Annotated in this window: 19 protein-coding genes; 9 read left to right on the top strand and 10 right to left on the bottom strand. The window is 65.2% G+C overall.

Annotated features, from left to right (window positions below):
- Positions 1 to 16 precede the first annotated feature (16 nt).
- The 6 genes from CRO22_RS02210 to CRO22_RS02185 all read left to right on the top strand — a co-directional run bounded on the left by CRO22_RS02210 (position 17) and on the right by CRO22_RS02185 (position 4,711).
- Positions 17 to 724 carry an energy-coupling factor ABC transporter ATP-binding protein gene (locus tag CRO22_RS02210; RefSeq protein ID WP_097068465.1) on the top strand — a complete coding sequence of 236 codons (708 nt, stop codon included), beginning with the start codon at positions 17 to 19 and terminating at the stop codon, positions 722 to 724.
- Positions 718 to 1,338 carry an energy-coupling factor transporter transmembrane component T family protein gene (locus CRO22_RS02205; RefSeq protein WP_097068464.1) on the top strand — a complete coding sequence of 207 codons (621 nt, stop codon included), beginning with the start codon at positions 718 to 720 and terminating at the stop codon, positions 1,336 to 1,338. The genes CRO22_RS02210 and CRO22_RS02205 overlap by 7 nt, the downstream gene beginning before the upstream one ends.
- 29 nt (positions 1,339 to 1,367) lie before the next feature.
- Positions 1,368 to 1,940 (top strand): biotin transporter BioY, encoded by a 573-nt coding sequence (locus CRO22_RS02200; protein WP_097068463.1) that lies wholly within the window; start codon positions 1,368 to 1,370, stop codon positions 1,938 to 1,940.
- A 181-nt stretch (positions 1,941 to 2,121) separates the two neighbouring features.
- Complete coding sequence (locus CRO22_RS02195; protein WP_097068462.1) at positions 2,122 to 2,925, top strand: UDP-2,3-diacylglucosamine diphosphatase; 804 nt, start codon at positions 2,122 to 2,124, stop codon at positions 2,923 to 2,925.
- Positions 2,922 to 4,040: a ceramide glucosyltransferase gene (locus CRO22_RS02190; protein ID WP_097068854.1), complete on the top strand. Its 1,119-nt coding sequence runs from the start codon at positions 2,922 to 2,924 to the stop codon at positions 4,038 to 4,040. Before CRO22_RS02195 ends, CRO22_RS02190 begins: the two co-directional genes overlap by 4 nt.
- A complete protein-coding gene (locus CRO22_RS02185) occupies positions 4,037 to 4,711 on the top strand; it encodes a glycosyltransferase family 2 protein (protein ID WP_097068461.1) in 675 nt (224 codons plus the stop codon). The genes CRO22_RS02190 and CRO22_RS02185 overlap by 4 nt, the downstream gene beginning before the upstream one ends.
- A gap of 2 nt (positions 4,712 to 4,713) precedes the next feature.
- Here CRO22_RS02185 and CRO22_RS02180 read toward each other — a convergent pair whose 3' ends face one another.
- The 3 genes from CRO22_RS02180 to CRO22_RS02170 all read right to left on the bottom strand — a co-directional run bounded on the left by CRO22_RS02180 (position 4,714) and on the right by CRO22_RS02170 (position 7,862).
- Positions 4,714 to 5,874: an ROK family transcriptional regulator gene (locus CRO22_RS02180; RefSeq protein ID WP_097068460.1), complete on the bottom strand. Its 1,161-nt coding sequence runs from the start codon at positions 5,872 to 5,874 to the stop codon at positions 4,714 to 4,716.
- Between the two features lie 211 nt (positions 5,875 to 6,085).
- Positions 6,086 to 7,378 carry a crotonyl-CoA carboxylase/reductase gene (ccrA, locus tag CRO22_RS02175; protein ID WP_097068459.1) on the bottom strand — a complete coding sequence of 431 codons (1,293 nt, stop codon included), beginning with the start codon at positions 7,376 to 7,378 and terminating at the stop codon, positions 6,086 to 6,088.
- A gap of 172 nt (positions 7,379 to 7,550) precedes the next feature.
- Positions 7,551 to 7,862: a hypothetical protein gene (locus tag CRO22_RS02170; RefSeq protein ID WP_097068458.1), complete on the bottom strand. Its 312-nt coding sequence runs from the start codon at positions 7,860 to 7,862 to the stop codon at positions 7,551 to 7,553.
- Positions 7,863 to 8,114: 252 nt separating this feature from the next.
- Here CRO22_RS02170 and CRO22_RS02165 point away from each other — a divergent pair, with 252 nt between their 5' ends.
- The 3 genes from CRO22_RS02165 (at position 8,115) to CRO22_RS02155 (ending at position 12,113) form a co-directional block, all read left to right on the top strand.
- Positions 8,115 to 10,100, top strand: a complete 1,986-nt coding sequence (locus tag CRO22_RS02165; protein ID WP_097068853.1) for a protein meaA — start codon at positions 8,115 to 8,117, stop codon at positions 10,098 to 10,100.
- Positions 10,101 to 10,262: 162 nt separating this feature from the next.
- The gene (locus tag CRO22_RS02160) at positions 10,263 to 11,807 is read left to right on the top strand and encodes an ATP-dependent DNA helicase (RefSeq protein ID WP_097068457.1); all 1,545 of its coding nucleotides are present in this window, start codon (positions 10,263 to 10,265) and stop codon (positions 11,805 to 11,807) included.
- A gap of 69 nt (positions 11,808 to 11,876) precedes the next feature.
- Positions 11,877 to 12,113: an Lrp/AsnC ligand binding domain-containing protein gene (locus CRO22_RS02155; protein WP_097068456.1), complete on the top strand. Its 237-nt coding sequence runs from the start codon at positions 11,877 to 11,879 to the stop codon at positions 12,111 to 12,113.
- Between the two features lie 10 nt (positions 12,114 to 12,123).
- On the opposite strand, the gene CRO22_RS02150 is transcribed toward CRO22_RS02155, so the two are convergent.
- From CRO22_RS02150 to CRO22_RS02120, 7 genes are all read right to left on the bottom strand, one after another.
- Positions 12,124 to 12,885, bottom strand: a complete 762-nt coding sequence (locus CRO22_RS02150) for a TIGR02186 family protein (protein WP_097068455.1) — start codon at positions 12,883 to 12,885, stop codon at positions 12,124 to 12,126.
- Positions 12,882 to 13,802, bottom strand: a complete 921-nt coding sequence (locus CRO22_RS02145; protein WP_097068454.1) for a sulfite exporter TauE/SafE family protein — start codon at positions 13,800 to 13,802, stop codon at positions 12,882 to 12,884. Before CRO22_RS02145 ends, CRO22_RS02150 begins: the two co-directional genes overlap by 4 nt.
- A gap of 72 nt (positions 13,803 to 13,874) precedes the next feature.
- Positions 13,875 to 14,675: a purine-nucleoside phosphorylase gene (locus CRO22_RS02140; protein ID WP_097068453.1), complete on the bottom strand. Its 801-nt coding sequence runs from the start codon at positions 14,673 to 14,675 to the stop codon at positions 13,875 to 13,877.
- Positions 14,659 to 15,627 carry an ABC transporter permease gene (locus CRO22_RS02135; protein ID WP_097068452.1) on the bottom strand — a complete coding sequence of 323 codons (969 nt, stop codon included), beginning with the start codon at positions 15,625 to 15,627 and terminating at the stop codon, positions 14,659 to 14,661. Before CRO22_RS02135 ends, CRO22_RS02140 begins: the two co-directional genes overlap by 17 nt.
- Positions 15,627 to 16,715 (bottom strand): ABC transporter permease, encoded by a 1,089-nt coding sequence (locus CRO22_RS02130; protein WP_097068451.1) that lies wholly within the window; start codon positions 16,713 to 16,715, stop codon positions 15,627 to 15,629. The genes CRO22_RS02135 and CRO22_RS02130 overlap by 1 nt, the downstream gene beginning before the upstream one ends.
- Complete coding sequence (locus CRO22_RS02125) at positions 16,715 to 18,316, bottom strand: ABC transporter ATP-binding protein (RefSeq protein ID WP_176518519.1); 1,602 nt, start codon at positions 18,314 to 18,316, stop codon at positions 16,715 to 16,717. Before CRO22_RS02125 ends, CRO22_RS02130 begins: the two co-directional genes overlap by 1 nt.
- Positions 18,316 to 19,305: a BMP family lipoprotein gene (locus CRO22_RS02120; protein WP_097068449.1), complete on the bottom strand. Its 990-nt coding sequence runs from the start codon at positions 19,303 to 19,305 to the stop codon at positions 18,316 to 18,318. Before CRO22_RS02120 ends, CRO22_RS02125 begins: the two co-directional genes overlap by 1 nt.
- Positions 19,306 to 19,444: the final 139 nt, after the last annotated feature.

Raw genomic sequence — 19,444 nt, 5'->3', positions numbered from 1 at the left:
AGGGTAAGGCAACGCGATGACGGCAGGGATCGAGATCGAAAATGTCAGGCTTGCGCGCGAGGAGCAGTCGGTATTCGCCGGGCTGAACCTGCGGCTTGTCGAGCGGCGTATCGGCGTGGTGGGGCGCAACGGGGCTGGAAAATCCTCGCTGATCCGGTTGATGGCGGGGCTGATGGCGCCGCAGGCGGGGCGGGTGCGGGTGGCGGGCGTCGATGTCGCGCAGGACCGGCATGCGGCGCTCCACACGGTGGGGATCCTGTTCCAGAACCCGGATCACCAGATCATTTTTCCGGTCGTGATCGAGGAAATCGCCTTCGGACTTGAGCAGATGGGGCTGACACGGGCCGAGGCGCGGGCGCGGGCGCGTGCTGTGCTGGCGCGGCATGGTCGGGAAGACTGGGCCGAACGGCTCTGCCACACGCTCTCGCAGGGGCAGCGGCAATTGCTGTGCCTGATGGCGGTGCTGGCGATGGAGCCGCGCTGGATCTTTTTTGACGAACCCTTCGCGAGTCTCGACATGCCCACCGCGCTCGCGATCGAGGCGCGCATCGCCGCGCTCGAACAGAATGTGGTGCTTGTCACCCACGATCCCGCCCGGGTGGCGGGGTTTGACCGCATCCTCTGGCTCGAAGGTGGTGCCGTCGCGGCCGATGGCGCGCCCGATGACGTGCTGCCGCGCTACAGTGCTGCGATGGAAGCGCTTGCGCGGGATCTCTCATGCTGAGCCTCGCGCTGGCGCGGCGCAGCTGGGCGCACCGGCTGCCGGCTTCAGTCAAATTTGCCGTTCTTGCGGTGCTCATGGTGGCGCTGATGCGGATCGGATCCTTGCCCGGACAGATCGCCGGGCTCGCGCTGGCCCTCGGGTTGACGCTGAGCCTCGGGATTGGCGCCGCGCGGATCGCGGCGCGGGCGCTGCGCCCCGTGCTCTGGATCGTCGCGGTGATCCTTGTCTGGCATCTCTGGGCGGACGAGGCGCGGCAGGGGCTCGCCTTCGGGCTGCGCGTCGTCACCATGGTGGGGCTGGCAAATTTCGTGACACTCACCACACCGCTGCCCGAGATCATCGCGCTGATCGAGTGGCTGGCGCAGCCCCTCGCCCGTTTCGGCCTCGCGCCCCGGCTGCCGGCGCTGGCGGTGGGGCTCGTGTTGCGCTTCATCCCCGAGCTGCGCGCCCGCCATGCGGCGATGGCGGAGGCCTGGCGGGCGCGCTCTGCGCGCCGCCCGGGCGCGAAGATCGTTGCGCCTTTGGCCTTTTCGCTGCTAGACGATGCCGATCATCTGGCCGAGGCGCTGCGCGCGCGGGGCGGAATTGCGCCCCCGCCGGCCGCCAAGACTTAACGCCGAGACTTAACAAGGAAGAGACCGGAATGGAACGTAACCTGACCCTGATCGTCCTCTTTGCCGCGCTGATCGTGGTGCTGGGCCTCGTTCCGGCGATTCCGCTTGGTTTCGGCGTGCCGATCACCATGCAGTCGCTCGGTGTGATGCTGGCGGGCGCGGTGCTGGGCAGCTGGCGCGGTGCGCTTGCGGTGGTGCTGGTGCAATTTCTCGTGGCGCTCGGCCTGCCGGTGCTCGCGGGCGGGCGCGGCGGTCTTGGCATTTTCGTCGGCCCCACTGCGGGCTTCCTGATCGGCTGGCTTCCGGCCGCTTTCGTAACCGGGCTCGTGGTCGAACGCGTTCGCGCCCTGCCGGTGGCAGTGGCCGCGGGGATCGGCTCGGTGCTCGGCGGCATCGTCGTCATGTATGCGCTCGGCATTGCCGGTTTCTGGCTTTTCAAGAATGCTGCGCTGCAGCCCGGCGATACGCCGATGAGCCTCTGGGCGGCGACGCTGATCATGGCACCCTTCATTCCTGGGGATCTCGTCAAGGCCGTACTGGCCGGTCTGATTGCCCGCACGATCGCGCGCTACCGCCCTTCGGCGCTGATTGCCCGCTTCTGAATCGCTGGCCGCGACACTCTGGCACCTTCGCCCGATTGTCGCGCAACTCACGGAAAAGTGGCCGATTTTTATGTCATGACGGGCTGCGACCGGCTGTCCTGTCATGAAAATTTCGTGTGCACGTAACGGAAGCGTCTTCCCGGGCGTTCATGGCCTATATGCGCCATCACCGGGGGCTATCATGTTCGATACCACGCTTTCCACGCCACGTCGCCGCGTTCGCAGCCTGTTTCTTTCCGACCTCCATATGGGGGCGCGCGGATGCCGCGCTGACGACATTCTCGAATTTCTGAATTCCGTGGAGGCCGAGACGATCTATCTCGTCGGCGACATCCTCGACATCTGGCATCCCGGCAAGGTGCATTGGGGGCCGAAGCAGGATGCGATCTGGGAAGAGCTCACGCGCCGTCAGGCTGAGGGCGCCCGGGTGGTCTATCTGCCGGGCAACCATGATGCCGCGCTGCGTCCGGGTGGCGGGGGCCGGCTCGACCGGTTCGAATGCGCCGACAGCCTGACCCATGTCGCCGCCGATGGCACGCGGTATCTGGTGATCCACGGCGATCAATGCGATGCGCGGATCTTCCGCTTCCATCTGATGACACGGATCGGCTCGCGCGGTGATGCGGCGCTGCGTGCAATCGACGCCTGGCTGCGCCACCTGCGCCCCTCGATGGAGCGGGGCCTGTTCGAGTTGCTTATTGCGGGCGTGAACCGGCTTATGATGGTGGGCAACGGGTTCGAGAAACGCCTCGCGGCGCTTGCCCGCATCGAAGCGCATGAAGGCGTGATCTGCGGTCATTTCCACAAGGCGGCGCTGCGCCGGATCGAGGGCAACATCATCTACGCCAATTGCGGAGACTGGGTCGACAGCCGCACCGCGCTGGTCGAGACTTTCGACGGTGCGCTCAAGCTGATCGAATGGCAGGCGGTGGCGCCTGCGGCGGCGGTGGCGCCGAAGGCCGCTGCGGTCGGGGTGGCGCAATGATCGCGACTGTCCTCGCCGTCTTCACGTTCCTTGCTCTCTTGCTCCATCTCGCCTCGGGGGCGCTGACCGCCTGGCGTTACCGCCGCCCCGGCCCGAGTGTGCTCCCCGCCGACCCGCCGATGGTCACGCTGTTGCGCCCCGTGTGCGGGCTCGACACGCATGATGCCGAAACGCTCGGCTCCACCTTCCAGCTCACCTATCCGAAGCTCGAAATCATCTTTTGCGCCGCCCAGGAGGAGGATCCGGCGGTGGCGCTGTTGCGCCGCCTGATCGCCGAGAACCCCGGGGTGAATGCCCGCGTGATGGTGGGCGAAGACCGGATCACCGCGAACCCGAAGCTGAACAACCTCGAAAAAGGCTGGCAGGCGGCGCGCGGCAGTTTCGTAGCGATGACCGATTCGAACTTGCTCCTGCCGCCCGATTACATTGAACAGCTGCTCTCGGCCTTCCGTGCCGATACCGGCCTTGTCACCTCGCCCCCCGTCGGCGTGCGCGGCGAGGGGCTCGCGGCGGCACTCGAATGCGCCTTCCTCAATGGTTTTCAGGCGCGCTGGCAACTTGCGGCCGACAGTGTCGGGCTTGGGTTCGCGCAGGGCAAAACGCTGATGTGGCGCCGCGAGGTGCTTGAGCGTGCGGGCGGGCTCGTCAGTCTTGGCCGTGATCTGGCCGAGGATGTGGCCTCCACCAAGCGCGTGCGCGCGCAGGGGCTGAAGGTGCGCCTCACCCGCCAGGCCTTCACCCAGCCGATCGGCCCGCGCAGCCTTGGCACCGTCTGGGCGCGGCAATTGCGCTGGGCGCGGGTTCGGCGCGACGGGTTTGCGGGCCTCTTTGCCGCCGAGATCCTGCTTGGCCCCTTTGTGCCGCTTTTCGCGCTGATCCCGGCCTGCGGCTGGGCGACGGGGCCGCTCGCGCTCCCCTTCCTCGGGCTCTGGTATGGCTCGGAACTGGTGTTGATGCGTTTCGCCGGCTGGCCCGCGAAACGTGTGGATATCGCGGCAATGGTGCTGCGCGACCTTCTTCTGGCGCCGCTCTGGGTGCAGACTTGGCGCGCGCGGGGGTTTGAGTGGCGCGGCACCGCGATGGCGCCGGGCACGGCGAAGGAGGTGAAGGCATGAAAGGGCTGAGCTGCATCATTCCCGCCTATAACGAGGCGCCGCGGATCGAGGCCGTCCTGAATTCGGTGGTCGGTCATCCGCTGATCGACGAGGTGATCGTGGTCGACGACGGCTCGCGCGACGGCACCGCCGATGTGGCGGCCCGCGTGCCAGGGATCCGGCTGATCCGTCTGCCCCAGAACCGCGGCAAAAGCTGGGCCGTGGCCGAAGGCATCGCGGCCGCCGAGCATGACCTTATTTTGCTTCTCGACAGCGATCTACTGGGCCTCGCGCCGGAATCGCTTGCCGCGCTGATCTTCCCGGTGCGCGAGGGCCGCGCCGATGTGACGATCTCGCTGCGGGGCAATGCGCCCTTCCTGTGGCGGCTGATCGGGCTCGATTACATCTCGGGCGAGCGGGTGCTGCCGAAAGCGCTGATCGGATCGCCCGAGGCTTTGCGCGCACTGCCGCGGTTTGGGCTTGAGATGCACCTGAACCGGCGCATGATCGCCGCGCGGGCACGGATCATGGTCGTGCTCTGGCCGAAAGTGGCAAGCCCTTGGAAGGGCTCGAAACGAGGGCGTTGGGCTGGGATCAAGGCCGATATCGCGATGCTGGCCGACATGTTCCGCACCGTGCCGCTGCCTGCGGCGATGGCGCAGATCTGGGCAATGTGGGGGCTGCGCGCCTGACCTCAGCGCCGCCCCGCCGGCGCATCGGGCAGGCCACCGAATTCGACCAGGAATTTTGCCGAAAGCGGCAGGCTTGCGGCGCCCAGCGCACGCGCCTGCGGCCCCGCGGTGCCGGCCAGAACCGCCGGTCGTGTCATGCCCGAAAGCCTTATGAGATCGAGTTCGGCCTCGATGCCGCGGATCAGCCGTGTCTGCAGCGCTTCGGGCATCCAGCCATCGACCACCATGGCCTGCAGATCACAAAGCGCGCCTGCCGAAGCCGCGACATGAGCGAGGGCCCGCGCCGCCTGCGCCAGCCAGGGGCCTACGATCTCTTCCTCCAGCGTCCAGTCAGGGGCGGATTCCCAAAGGAAGGCACCATCGCGGCCGCGCGCGGCCAGCGCCTTTTCCAGCGCGCAAAGCGAGGCATATTCCACCAGTTGGCGCGCGCCGCCGCGGCCATCGGGGACCGGCATCGAGGCGAGCGCCGCGGCATTCCCGCTTTGCCCCGTGAACATCGAGCCGCCGAGCACCAGCCCGCCGCCCACGAAGAAGCCAAGGAAAACATAGACGAAATCACGCGGCAGCCTGGTCTTGCCGAAAATCAGCTCGGCGTTGCAGGCGGCAGAGGCATCGTTTTCGAGCAGCACCGGCCAGGGCAGGTCTGCTGCGAGCTCGGCGCGCAGGTCGTGGTCGCGCCAGTCGTCCATGGCACCGGCGGGAAGCCCGAGGCTCTCGGCCCAGTCCCAGAGCTGGAACGGCAGGCCGATGCCAAGGCCCTGAATGCGTGCTTTCAAAGCGGCGGGCAGGGGGGCTGTCAGCTCCGTCGCGGCCTCCCGGGCGAAGGCCCGAACGCCTTCCGGGCTTGGGTGATCATGCCGCATCACCCGCACCGCGCGCACCGTGCCGACAAAGTCGATCAGCACCATCTCGGTGCGCCGCCGCCCAACTTTCAGGCCGAGGAAGAATGCGCCCTCCGGGGCAAGCGACATCGGCACCGTGGGCTGGCCGACCTTGCCGCGCACCGGCGCCTCGCGCGCGAGCAGCCCGGCGGCCTCGAGCCCGCGCATGATCACCGAGACGGTCTGTGCGGAAAGCCCGGTCAATCGCGCGATCTCGGATTTCGCAAGCGCGCCATGACGGCGGATCAACGAGAGCACCAGCCGTTCGTTATGCGCCCGCATTGCCGAGTGATCCGCGCCGATCTTGCCCGATGCCGTCACCGTCTCACGTCCGCTGTCGTCCCTTGACGTTGCCTGCACCTCATCCTCCCGCGCCTGCGCACAGGATGGCGCGCTGGCCCGGACGGGTCAAGAAATAATTAAATTTTGATGATTTATGGGGCGGCAGAGCCGACCTGAGCCCGTTTGGCCCAGATCGGCGAATGTGAGTGCATCAGGCCTTCGGCCCGGCTTCGAGCGCATCCTCGAACGTGCGCAGTCCGGTCGTCGGCGCCTGCACCAGAACCGCCATATTGCCGGGCTTGTGCTTGTTGCGCAGCATCTTGGTATGCGCCTGCGGGATCTCTGCCCAGGGAAAAACCTCGGACATGCAGGGGTCGATGCGGCGCTCAAGCATCATCCGGTTCGCCGAAGCCGCCTGTTTCAGATGCGCAAAGTGGCTGCCCTGCAGGCGCTTCTGGTGCATCCACATGTAGCGCACGTCGAAGGTGCAGTTGAAGCCAGAGGTGCCGGCGCAGATCACCACCATGCCGCCCTTCTTGCACACCAGCGAGGACACCGGGAAGGTTGACTCCCCGGGGTGTTCAAACACCATGTCGACGTTCACGCCCTTGCCGGTGATATCCCAGATCGCCTTGCCGAACTTGCGCGCCTCTTTCAGCCAGACATTATACTCGTCGGAATTCACTTTGGGCAGTTGCCCCCAGCAGTTGAAATCCTTGCGGTTGATCACGCCCTTGGCACCGAGGTCCATCACGAACTGGCGCTTGTCCTCGTCGGAAATCACACCGATCGCATTCGCGCCAGCCGCGTTGATCAGCTGGATCGCGAAGCTGCCAAGCCCCCCCGAGGCGCCCCAGACCAGAACATTCTGCCCCGGTTGCAGATCGTGCGGCGCATGGCCGAAGAGCATCCGGTAGGCGGTCGCCAGCGTCAGCGTGTAGCAGGCGCTCTCTTCCCAGGTCAGGTGTTTGGGGCGGCGCATCAATTGCTGCGCCTGCACGCGGGTGAATTGCGAGAACGAACCGTCATGCGTCTCGTAGCCCCAGATCCGCTGGCTGGGCGAAAACATCGGGTCGCCGCCGTTGCATTCCTCGTCGTCGCCGTCATCCTGGTTGCAGTGGATCACGACCTCGTCACCCACTTTCCAGGTTTTGACCTTGTCGCCCACTTTCCAGACGATCCCGGCGGCATCGGATCCGGCGATGTGATAGGGTTGCTTGTGGCCGTCAAACGGGCTCACCGGAATGCCGAGCCCGGCCCAGATACCGTTATAATTCACCCCCGCCGCCATCACGAGCACCAGCACCTCGTGGCTGTCGATTTCCCATGTCGGCACGACCTCGACCTGAAAGCTCTGCTCGGGCTCGCCATGCCGCTCGCGCCGGATCGCCCAGGCGTACATGTTCTTGGGCACATAACCGAGCGGCGGCATCTCGCCGATTTCATAAAGGTCTTTCTCGGGCGCGTCGTAAGGCGCAATGCCGGTGTTCTGATCGAGGGCCATCAGCGTCTCCTGGGTTTCGCCGCGCCGCAGAATCGGGCGGCGTCGTGAAGGAAGTAAAGCTGGCGACGCAACAATGCAATGCCCAACGTGACGTTTTTGTAATTTTATGACTGCGATAATTTCTGCGGGTGAAAATTCAGGCGGTCGTGCCGGGCGCGGCCGCCTGCAGGGCTCAGTTGTAAGTGAAAGTGCTGATCTGGCAGATGTTGACGTTGTTCTTCACCAGCTCCTCACCATCTTCGAACACCGCCTTGAAATCGAATTTGCAGTAGCCAGAGGCATCGTCGAAATCGATCATCACCGAGGAGCCCGAGGGCAGGACATCATTGCCGAGGATATCTTCCTCCCAGCTGTCAGAGCCTTTGTTCGAGCCGTAGAAGCGGACCATCGTGAACCCCGTGTTGTTCACGATCCGCACCCGGCGGTCGAGTGCCGCGGCGGGTAAGGCCAGGGATGCGATCATGGCCGCAACCGTGGTCCCCATCAGAAATCTTCTGGACAGCATGTCTTTCCCCTTCTGATCTGGTCTCGATGCGAGACGACGTAATCTCTTCCGCCCCAGAATGACAGGTTCGTGATCGGCGGCAAGGCATGTCTTGGGGGGAATATTTGCGCCAAAGTCGTTTCCGTCGTTGCCGCGGCGCAGCGAATTGACAGCGACACATTCTTTCGCGTATTTGCCTAGTCGAAGCAACAATCTTGCGAAGATCAGAATCGCCCGATGCCGGAGGCCGAGATGACCGACACGACGAAGACTGCACCCGCCACGCGCCGCGACAAGCCCTGGCTGTTTCGTACCTATGCCGGGCATTCGACGGCGGAAAAATCCAATGCGCTCTACCGGATGAACCTCGCCAAGGGGCAGACCGGGCTCTCGGTCGCCTTCGACCTGCCGACCCAGACCGGCTATGACAGCGATCATGTGCTCGCGCGCGGCGAGGTGGGCAAGGTGGGCGTGCCGGTCTGCCATCTGGGAGACATGCGCGCGCTCTTTGACCAGATCCCGCTTGAGCAGATGAACACTTCGATGACGATCAACGCGCCCGCGCCATGGTTGCTTGCGCTTTATATTGCGGTGGCGGAAGAGCAGGGGGCGGATGTCTCGAAGCTGCAAGGCACGGTGCAAAACGACCTCGTGAAGGAATATCTGAGCCGCGGCACCTATATCTGCCCGCCGCGTCCCTCGCTCACGATGATCACCGATGTCGCCGCCTATACCCGCGAACATCTGCCGAAATGGAACCCGATGAATGTCTGCTCCTATCACTTGCAGGAGGCAGGGGCGACGCCGGAGCAGGAGCTGGCTTTCGCGCTCGCCACGGCGATTGCCGTGCTCGACGATCTGAAAGCCAAGGTGCCGGCCGAGAGCTTCCCCGAGATGGTGGGGCGGATCTCGTTCTTCGTGAACGCGGGTATCCGCTTCGTCACCGAAATGTGCAAGATGCGCGCTTTCACCGAGCTTTGGGACGAGATCTGCCGTGCGCGCTACGGGATCGAAGACGAGAAATACCGCCGCTTCCGCTATGGGGTGCAGGTGAACTCGCTCGGCCTGACCGAGCAACAGCCGGAAAACAACGTCTACCGCATCCTGATCGAGATGCTGGCGGTGACGCTGTCGAAAAACGCGCGCGCCCGCGCGGTGCAATTGCCTGCATGGAACGAGGCGCTCGGCCTGCCGCGGCCCTGGGATCAGCAATGGTCGCTTCGCATGCAGCAGATCATGGCCTATGAGACCGATCTTCTCGAATATGGCGATCTCTTTGACGGCAACCCGGCGGTGACGGCGAAAGTCGAGGCGCTGAAGGACGGCGCGCGGCAAGAGCTTGCCACCATCGACACGATGGGGGGGGCGATTGCCGCGATCGATTATATGAAGGAGCGGCTTGTCGACTCTCATGCCGCGCGCATTGGCGGCATCGAGAGTGGCGAAACCACGATTGTCGGCGTGAACCGCTGGACCGAGGCCGAGCCTTCGCCGCTGCTGGGCTCCGATGGCGGCATCATGACGGTCGATCCGAAAGTCGAGGAAGACCAGATCGCGCGGCTTCAGGCCTGGCGTGCGACGCGCGACGATGCGGCGGTGAAAGCCGCGCTCGAAGCACTGCGCGCCGATGCTGCGGGCGGGCGCAACATCATGCCTGCGTCGATTGCGGCAGCGAAAGCCGGCGCGACGACGGGCGAATGGGCGGGGGTGATGCGCACGGTGCACGGTGAATACCGCGGCCCCACCGGGGTCTTGCGTTCGCCCTCAAACCGGATCGAAGGGCTTGACGGTATTCGCGCCGCAGTCGATGTCGCCTCCTCGCGGCTGGGGCGGCGGCTCAAGCTCCTGGTTGGCAAGCCGGGGCTTGACGGGCACAGCAATGGCGCCGAGCAGATTGCCTTCCGCGCCCGTGACTGCGGCATGGATATCACCTACGAGGGCATTCGTCTGACCCCCGAGCAGATCGTCGCCCAGGCGGCAGAAGAGAATGCGCATGTGGTGGGGCTTTCGATCCTTTCGGGCTCGCATCTGCCGCTTCTTGAGGAGGTGATGGAGCGGATGCGCGTGGCGGGTCTGTCTCATGTCCCGGTGGTGGTTGGCGGCATCATCCCCGAGGAGGATGCGGCGAAACTGAAGGCCTTTGGCGTGGCACGGATCTATACGCCCAAGGATTTCGAGTTGAACCGGATCATGATGGATATCGTCGCGCTTGCCACGCCAAGCGAGGCGGCGGCCTGACCCGGAGCGGCGGGGGGCTGTCTGCCCCCCGCACCCCCCGAGGATATTTGTGGCAAGATGAAAGGACCGCTTTCGTCCCGCGGCAAGGATCTCCGCCGGAAGCATCGGCCAAGGCCGATTTCCCGCCTTCCGGTCCCCCGGTGCGCCCTGTAAGGTCGCGCCATGACCGTGCCCGCCACACTCACATTTTCCGAGGATCAGGCCGAGGCCTGGGATGCCGTTGCCGCTGCGCTGGAGGCGGCGGGGGTTGATATTCTCGATGGCACGCTGATGCCCGACGGCGGCGCGGCGCGGGTGATGGCGGTGATCGGCAAAGCGGGCTCGGGCAAGACGCTGCTTCTGGCCCAGCTTTACAAGGCGCTTGCCGAGGCGGGGGTGGAGATCGTCTCGGGGGATTGGGAGGGCAAGCGGCGCAAGGAGCGGCGCACGCTCGCGATCCTTGCGCCCACCAACAAGGCGGCCTCGGTGCTGCGCGCGCGCGGCGTGCCGGCAACGACGATCCACCGCATTCTCTATACGCCGGTTTATCACGAGGAATATGAGCGCATCGCCGAGTGGCTGGCGGGGCAGGGGGAGCGGCCCGACCTCGAGCTTTTGAAGATCGACGGGCTTTCCGATCTCGCGCTCGACCGGGCGAAAGCGTTTTACGAGACCAATGCCTCGATCCCCGGGGCGCTCGCCGCCGCAGGGCTCCGGGGCTCGGATTTCATCTCCGGCTGGAAGCGGCGCGACGATCCGCTCGACATCGGCTTTGTCGACGAGGCCTCGATGCTCGACGAGCGCCAGTTCGACGACCTGAAAGAGATCTTTCCGACGCTCGTGCTCTTTGGTGACCCGGCCCAGCTTGCGCCGGTGAACCAGTCTGGCCACATGTCGTTTGAACGCCTGCCCGAGGCGTCGGTCCATGCGCTCCACCGCATTCACCGGCAGGCCGATGACAACCCGATCCTCGATCTGGCGCATGCGCTGGCGGATGAGCATCTCGATTTTTACAAGTTCGAGCGGATGGTGGCAGAGGCGGCGGCGCGTGACCCGCGCGTGGTGCGCGCCGAGCGGGTGCAGAGCGATCTGATGGCGCGCTCGCCGGTGCTGGTGTGGCGCAACGCCACCCGCATCCGCCTCATCCAGGCGTTTCGCGCGGCCCACGGTGCGCCTGCCGATGCGCTTTTGCCCGGTGAACCGCTCATCTGCGACGGGATCGAGCTGCCGCTCAAGCACCGCAAGAAGCGCATCGACCTTGAGGCGCGCGGGCTGATCAAGGGCGCGCAGGTGATCTACCTCGGCCCCGGCAAGAAGCCCGGCTTTTCGCGCCTGCATGTGATCGGGGCGGAAGATCCGCGCCTTTCGGCGGCCTCGATCGTCAAGATCGAGATGCCCGACGAGGAAGAACCCTTCATCCCCTTTGCGGCGCGGATGGGGGCCACGTTCCTGCATGGCGCGGCGGTGACGATCCACAAGGCGCAAGGGTCGCAATGGCCCGATGTGCAGGTGTTTGCCCCCGATATTTACGCCGCCTTCCGCACCGGGCGCAGCGAGGCGGGGATTCCGCTCTGGAAGCGGCTCGCCTATGTGGCGATCACGCGCGCCGAGCACCGTCTGATGTGGGTGACGCAGGCGCGGCTGGCGCGCCCCTCGGCGCCGCTTGGGATCGAGGATTTGCCCACCGGCGCGGCGACATTGAAGCTCGAGGCCGAAGAGCAGGGGTGAGCCCGCGCGGTTCGGCCTTCCCCTTTCTGTCGCGCTTGCCTAATCTCGCCCCAACCAAGGAGAGGCCCGATGCGTTGCGTTTTCGTTCAGTTCCGTTGCCAGCCCGGCAAGACCTATGCCGTGGCCGATGCCATCTATGACCGCGAAGTGGTGAGCGAGCTCTATTCCACCTCGGGCGATTTCGACCTGATGGCGAAGGTCTATGTGCCCGAAGAGGAAGATGTCGGGCATTGGCTGAACCAGAATCTCTTCGACATCGAGGGGATCAGCCGCACCCTGACGACGATGACTTTCAAGGCGTTCTGAGCGGGGGGTTTTAACGCCGGATCAGCCGGAACAGCGCCGAGGCGGCCCAGCCCGCAAAGACCGCGAGCGCGAGCGAGAGCGCGCCGTAAAGCGCGGGCTGTTCGCGCGAGAGCGTGTAGACGAGCCGCTCAAGGCCGACCCGGCGCACCCGGATCCGGCTCTCGGCGCGGTCGATCAACGTGCCCGCACGCAAAAGGAAGATCCGCGCCTTGTAATCGCCCTCGATCAGATTTGCGGGCAGGTCGAAATCGGCCCGGAAAAGCGTGTCCTGCACCAGTTTGACCCGGCTCATCTTGAGCTGGTAGGCGCCCTGCTCGGAGCGGATCCGCATCAGCGCCTCGGCATAGGGGCGGGTGTCGTTTTCGCCAAGCGGCCCGGCGAAGCTCTGCATCGCGAGCGGCAGCGAGATCCGCTCCAGCGCATCGAGCGCTGGTGGCAGGATCTTTTCGAGCGGGGCCGAAGCGGCAACGGCGTAATAGCTCGGCGCCTCGGGTACCACGGTCTTGCCGGTATTGACCCAAATCCCGAAAGCGCGGGACTTGCGCCGCACAGTGACGCGCTGAAGCGGTCCTTCAAGCGTGACGATCACGCCGAGCCGCCCCTCGGGCTCGGGTGCGTCGCGCTTCACCGCGCCGTAGATCAGAACGGTGGAGCCGTCGAAGGAGGCCGTGATGCCGATATCTTCGGCGCTGAGACCTGCCACCACCTTTTCCGCCTGTGCGGGCAGCGCAAGGACAAGGATGGCGATCAGGGCAGCGAGTACGCGGGTCATCTCGTTCGCCCTGTCGAAAGGCTGTAAAGCTCGCCAGGCGGCAACAGCAGGTCGAGCCCGAGCTTCACGCCGACGGCGAGCACAAGGAGCGCGAGCAGGATGCGCAGCTGTTCCGCCTTCAGCCGCGCGCCAAGTTGCGAGCCGACCTGCGCGCCGACCACACCGCCGAGGATGAGCAAAAGCGCCAGCATCACATCGACCGACTGGTTGGTGATCGCATGGAGCATCGTGGTGAAGGCGGAAACGATCAGGATCTGGAAGAGCGATGTGCCGATCACCACCTTGGTCGGCATGTCGAGCAGGTAGATCATCGCCGGCACCATGATGAAACCGCCGCCCACCCCCATGATGGCGGCGAGCACCCCGACCGCCATGCCGACGAGCAGCGGCGGGATCACCGAGATGTAGAGCCCCGAGGTGCGGAATTTTACCTTGAACGGCAGCTTGTGGATCAGCCCGTGATTGCGTGCCTTGGGGCGCGGCAGGTCGGTGCGATGGCTGCGGCGGAGCGCGCGCACCGATTCCTGCAGCATCAAAAGCCCGATCGAGCCGAGGAACACGACATAAGCAAGCTGCACGGCGAGATCGAGCTGGCCGAGCCGGGTCAGATAGTTGAAGAGCATGATCCCGAGCCCCGAACCGACGAGACCGCCCGCCTGCAGCACAAGCCCCATCGGCACATCAACCGCCTTGCGCTTGAACTGCGCAAGCACGCCGGTCACCGAGGAGGCCACCACCTGATTGGCGCCAGTGGCCACGGCGACGGCCGGCGGAATGCCGATGAAAAAGAGAAGCGGCGTGATCAGGAAGCCGCCGCCCACCCCGAAAAGGCCCGACAAAAGGCCCACGAGCCCGCCAAGGCCCAGCAGCAAAAAGATGTTCACCGAGATTTCGGCGATGGGAAGATAGATCTGCATGGCGACGCTTCGGCTTTGCTCCTGCAGCATGACGCGCAAGGGAGAGGGTAGCAAGACCCGCTTTCCGCGGGGTTAAGCGGTTTTGAGCATCCGTCGCAAGATCCGTTCGAATTTCTGTGCACCGAGCGGCGCCATCGCCTTGGTCTGCGCGTGGCTGATCTCCTCGTCGGCCATCCCCGCGCCCATGTTGGTGATGACCGAAACGGCGGCGACGCGCAGGCCAAGGAACCGCGCGAGGATCACCTCGGGCACGGTCGACATGCCCACCGCATCGGCGCCGAGCCCCCTGGCGGCGCGGATCTCGGCGGGGGTCTCGAAGGAGGGGCCGGAGAACCAGCAATAGATCCCTTCGGGAAGGGCGATCCCCTCGGCCGCCGCAGCCGCCTTCAGCGCGGCGCGCAGCCCCGGGTCGTGGGCTTGCGTCATCGGCACGAAGCGCGCGTCTGTCGGTTCGCCAATCAGGGGATTGGTGCCGGCAAAAGCGATGTGATCGGAGAGCAGCATCACATCGCCCGGACCAATATCGGGGCGCAGGCTTCCGGCCGCATTGGTGAGCAAGAGGGTCTCGCAACCCAGATCGCGCAGCACTTCAAGCGGCAGGCGCATCGCGGCCGGATCGCCGTGTTCGTAGTAATGCACCCGCCCCCCGAAAACGGCGACGCGCACGCCCTCAAGCATGCCGATCACGAGCTTCGGGTTGTGGCCCGACACCCCCGCCTTCGGAAAGCCCGGAAGCTCGGAGTAGGGGATCTCCACGCCCTCGATGTCGTCGGCCAGATGGCCGAGCCCGGAGCCCAGAATGAGCCCGAAGCGCGGTGGCTCTGCTCCGGCGCGGGCGCGGATGAGGGCGGCGAGGTCAGCGCTCTTTGACATAGGGTTGGCCTCCGGCACGGGGGGGGATTGCGCGGCCGACAAAGCCCGCCAGCACGATCACGGTGAGAATGTAGGGCAGCGCGTCAAGCGCAGGCACCGGGATCTTCATGTGCAGCGTGCCCTCGATCACATCGGGGCGGAGCGCAATCGCCTGCAGGAAGCCAAAGAGCATCGTGGCCCAAAGCGCTTGCCAGGGCCGCCATTTGGCAAAGATGAGGGCGGCCAGCGCAATATAGCCGCGCCCCGCCGTCATCTCCCGGCCAAAGCCTGCCTGCAACGACGTGGCCATATAGGCCCCGGCGATGCCGCAGAGCACGCCCGTCAGCACCACGGCGGTATAGCGCAGCCGGATCACCGAGACCCCGGCGGTATCGACCGATTCCGGGTTCTCGCCCACCGCACGCAGCCTGAGCCCGAAGCGGGTGCGGTAGAGGAGCCACCATGTCAGCGGCACGCACAGAAGGGCGATGTAAACGAGGATAGAATGGCCCGAGAGCACCTTGGCATAAAACGGGCCAAAGCCCGGCACGGCTGCCAGCGTCTCCACGCCGGGGAGCTGGATCGGAGAAAACCGCGCCGCGCCCGAAAGCGGCGGGGTGCGCCCGCCTTGGCCAAAGAGCGTCTGCGCGATCAGCACGGTCGCGCCGGAGGCGACGAAATTGAGCGCCACGCCGGAAATGAGCTGATTGCCGCGGAAGGTGATCGAGGCGAGCCCGTGCACGCCAGCAAAAAGGAGCGAGGCAAAGATGCCCGCGCCAAGCCCGATCCAGGCCGAGCCGGTGGTGGCGGCAACCGCCCCCGAGGCCATCGCCGCCATCAGCATCTTGCCCTCAAGCCCGATGTCGAAAATGCCCGCGCGTTCGGAAAAGAGACCGGCGAGGCAGGCCAGCAGCAGGGGCGTGCCGAGCCGCAGGGTGGAGCCCAGAACTTCGATCAGCGTTGCATAATCCATCACGCGGCCCCCCGGGCTGTGCGGAAGAAGGGGGTGAGCATCATCCGCACCATCGTGTCGAGCGCGCCGGTGAAGAGGATCACGAGCCCCTGCACCAAAAGCCGCAGCTCAATGGGAATGGTGGTCCAGAGCCCCATTTCCGCCCCGCCCTGATAGAGAAAGCCAAAGAGAAGCGCGGCCAGAAACACGCCAAACGGATGGTTGCGCCCCATCAGTGCGACGGCGATGCCGATGAAGCCCGCGCCTTCAGATGCATTCTGCACCAGCCGCTCACTTTCCCCCATCACGTTGTTGATCGCCATCAGCCCCGCCAGCCCGCCCGAGATCAGCATCGACAGCATGATCACCTTGGTGGGGGAGATCCCGGCATAAACCGCGGCACTTTCGGATTTGCCGAAGGCGCGGATCTCGTAGCCGAGCCTTGTGCGCCACAAAAGCGCCCAGACCGCAAAGCAGGCGGCAATGGCCACGAAAAAGCTCACATTCGCGGGCACCTTGTTCGAGAAAATGAGCGAAAGCCCCGGAATCTCGCCAAAGTTCGGGAGCTTTGCGCCAACGGGGAAGCGCGCCGAGGCCGGGTCCATTTGCCCGATCGGGCGCAGCACCTCAACCAGCATGTAAACAATGAGCGCCGCACCGATATAGTTGAACATGATCGTGGTGATGACGATATGCGAGCCGCGTTTCGCCTGCAGCCAGGCCGGAATCGCGGCCCAGGCGGCACCGAAAAGCGCGGCCCCCACGCTTGCCGCCAAAAGCGCAATCGACCAGTGCGGCCAGGGCAGGGCAAGGCAGACCAGCGCCACGCCCAGCCCGCCCAGTTGCGCCTGCCCCTCGCCGCCGATGTTGAACTGCCCGGCGTGATAGGCGACCGTTACCGCAAGCCCGGTGAAGATGAACGAGGTGGTGTAATAGAGCGTATAGCCCCAGCCGTAAGGCGAGCCGAGCGCACCATCGACCATCACCGTCACCGCCTCGACCGGATCGCCGCCGATGGCAAGGATCACGAGCGCCGAGATCACCGCGGCCAGCAGAAGCGAGATGAGCGGCACCAGAACGAGATCGGCCCAGGTTGGGAGTTTTGCCATCACGCGGCCCCTGCTTCGGTCGCGACCCCGGCCATCAGAAGGCCCAGTTCGCGCTCATTGGTCTGATCGGGCAGGCGCTCGCCCATGATCTGCCCGTCGAACATCACCGCGATCCGGTCGGAAAGGGACAGGATCTCCTCCAGCTCGACAGAGACGAGGAGGATCGCCGCGCCCGCATCCCGCAACTCGACGATGCGGCGGTGGATGAATTCGATCGCGCCGATATCAACGCCGCGGGTCGGCTGGCCTACGAGCAAAAGCACCGGGTTGCGCTCGATCTCGCGGGCGAGCACGATTTTTTGCTGGTTGCCGCCCGAGAAGCTTTTGGCGGGCAGCTGCGGGTTTGGCGGGCGCACGTCGAAGCGCGCCATCTTGCCCTCGGTGTCGCGGATGATCGCGTCATTATCCATGAAAAGCGCGTTCGCCTGATAGTCGGGCGCGCCGTGATAGCCGAAGGCGATGTTCTCCCAAGCCGCAAAATCGAGGATGAGGCCAAGGTGATGGCGGTCTTCGGGCACATGGGCGATGCCCGCGGCGCGCCGGGTCTCGCCGGTGGCGCCGGGGCCCGAAAGCACCAGATCTTGCCCCGAGAGGCTGACGCGCCCCTCGATCTTGCCGGGCGCAAAGCCGCCCAGCACTTCGAGAAGCTCGGACTGCCCGTTGCCAGCCACACCGGCAATGCCGAGGATCTCGCCCGCGCGGATTTTAAGGCTGACGCCCTTGAGGCGTGCAACGCCCGCGCCATCGGTCACCCGCAGGTTCTCGACGTCCAGCACCGTTGCGCCGGGTTGCGCGGTCGCCTTGGGCACATGCAGCAGCACCTTGCGCCCCACCATCAGCTCCGCCAATGCCTCGGGCGAGGTTTCGGAGGTGGTGACCGTGGCCACCATTTCCCCGCGTCGCATGACGCTCACCCTGTCGGTGATCTCCATGATCTCGCGCAGCTTGTGGGTGATCAGGATGATCGTTTTGCCCTGCGCCTTCAGTCCGCGCAGGATGCGGAACAGGTGGTCCGCCTCGTCGGGGGTGAGCACGCCGGTCGGCTCGTCGAGAATGAGGATATCGGCCTGCCGGTAAAGCGCCTTCAAGATCTCGACCCGTTGCTGATGGCCGACCGAGAGCGCCTCGATCACCGCCTCGGGATCCACCTCAAGCTCGTATTCCTCGGCGAGATGGGCGAGCGTCTTGCGTGCCTTGGCAAGCGAGGGGCGCAAAAGCGCGCCCTCTTCGGCGCCGAGAATGACATTCTCGAGCACGGTGAAATTCTGCACCAGCTTGAAATGCTGGAACACCATGCCGATGCCCGCGCGGATCGCGGCCTGACTGTCGGTGATGGTGGTGGGGCGGCCGTTGATGAAGATCTCGCCCGCATCGGCGCGGTAAAAGCCGTAAAGGATCGACATCAGTGTCGATTTGCCCGCGCCATTCTCGCCGATGATGCCATGGATCGTGCCGGGCATCACCCGGATCGAGATGTCCTTGTTCGCCTGCACCGGCCCGAAGGCCTTGGAAATGCCGCGCAATTCGATGGCCGGAACCCCGGCCTGCATATTTGAAGGGGCGGCAGTTGCCTGCCGCCCCGTGTCCTTGCCCAAAGTCATCATTCCACCGGGCAGGTGTTGTCCGTCATGTAGTCGTGCACCGCGATCTCGCCCGCCTTGATCTTTTCGGCGGCGGCATCGACCGCGGCTTTCATCTCCGGGGTGATCAGATCGGCGTTATATTCGTCGAGCGCATAGCCCACGCCCTCATCCTTGAGCCCCGAGACAACGAGGCCGGTCTCAAGCGCCGGGCCATCCTTGAACGCCTCATAGACCGACAGATCGACGCGCTTGACCATCGAGGTCAGCATATGGCCCGGGTGCATGTAGTTCTGGTTGCTGTCGACGCCGATGCCGAGAATGCCCTCGTCGGCGACGGTTTGCAGGATGCCAAGCCCGGTCGAGCCCGCCGCCGCATAGACCACATCGGCGCCCTGCGCGATTTGCGCCTTGGTGAGTTCGGAGCCTTTCACCGGGTCGTTCCACGCGGCGGGCGTGGTGCCGGTCATGTTCATCACCACTTTCGCCTCGGGGTTCACGGCCTTCACGCCCTGCGCATAGCCGCATTCGAACTTGCGGATGAGCGGAATATCCATGCCGCCGACAAAGCCGACGGTGCCGGTTTTCGAGGCCATCGCGGCGAGCATGCCGACGAGATAGGAGCCTTGTTCCTCCTGGAACACGACCGAGCGGACGTTGGGCTGATCGACCACCATGTCGATGATGACGAATTTGGTATCCGGGTAATCCGGCGCCACGGTGTTGAGCACATCGCCAAAGGCAAAGCCGGTCATCACGATCGGGTTCGCGCCCGATTCGGCAAAGCGGCGCAGCGCTTGCTCGCGCTGAGCTTCGGACTGCATCTCGAGCTGCTTGTAGCTGCCGCCGGTTTCCGCGACCCATTTCTCGGCGCCATTGAAGGCCGCTTCGTTGAAGGATTTGTCGAACTTGCCGCCGAGGTCGAAGATCAGCGCGGGGTCGGCCGCGGCTGCGCCCGCGCAAAGCGCCAAAGAGGCGGCTGCGCCCAGAAGCTGTTTCATCATCGTCATGGATCTCTCCCGGTCAGTGTTGTGCGTTCCGGGGCGGAACGCTCTTGGCGGGCGCGGCCCGCAAACCGATTGAATTAGGGCCGCGAAACCGGGAGAGGGTCAAGCGGGATTTTGGGGCCCGCCATGCGGGAGGGCGGCA

The organism is Rhodobacter maris, from assembly GCF_900217815.1.
GTDB lineage: Bacteria > Pseudomonadota > Alphaproteobacteria > Rhodobacterales > Rhodobacteraceae > Rhodobacter > Rhodobacter maris.
Note: the sequence above shows the minus strand (reverse complement) of the source record. Positions and strands in the feature narration are given on the sequence as shown.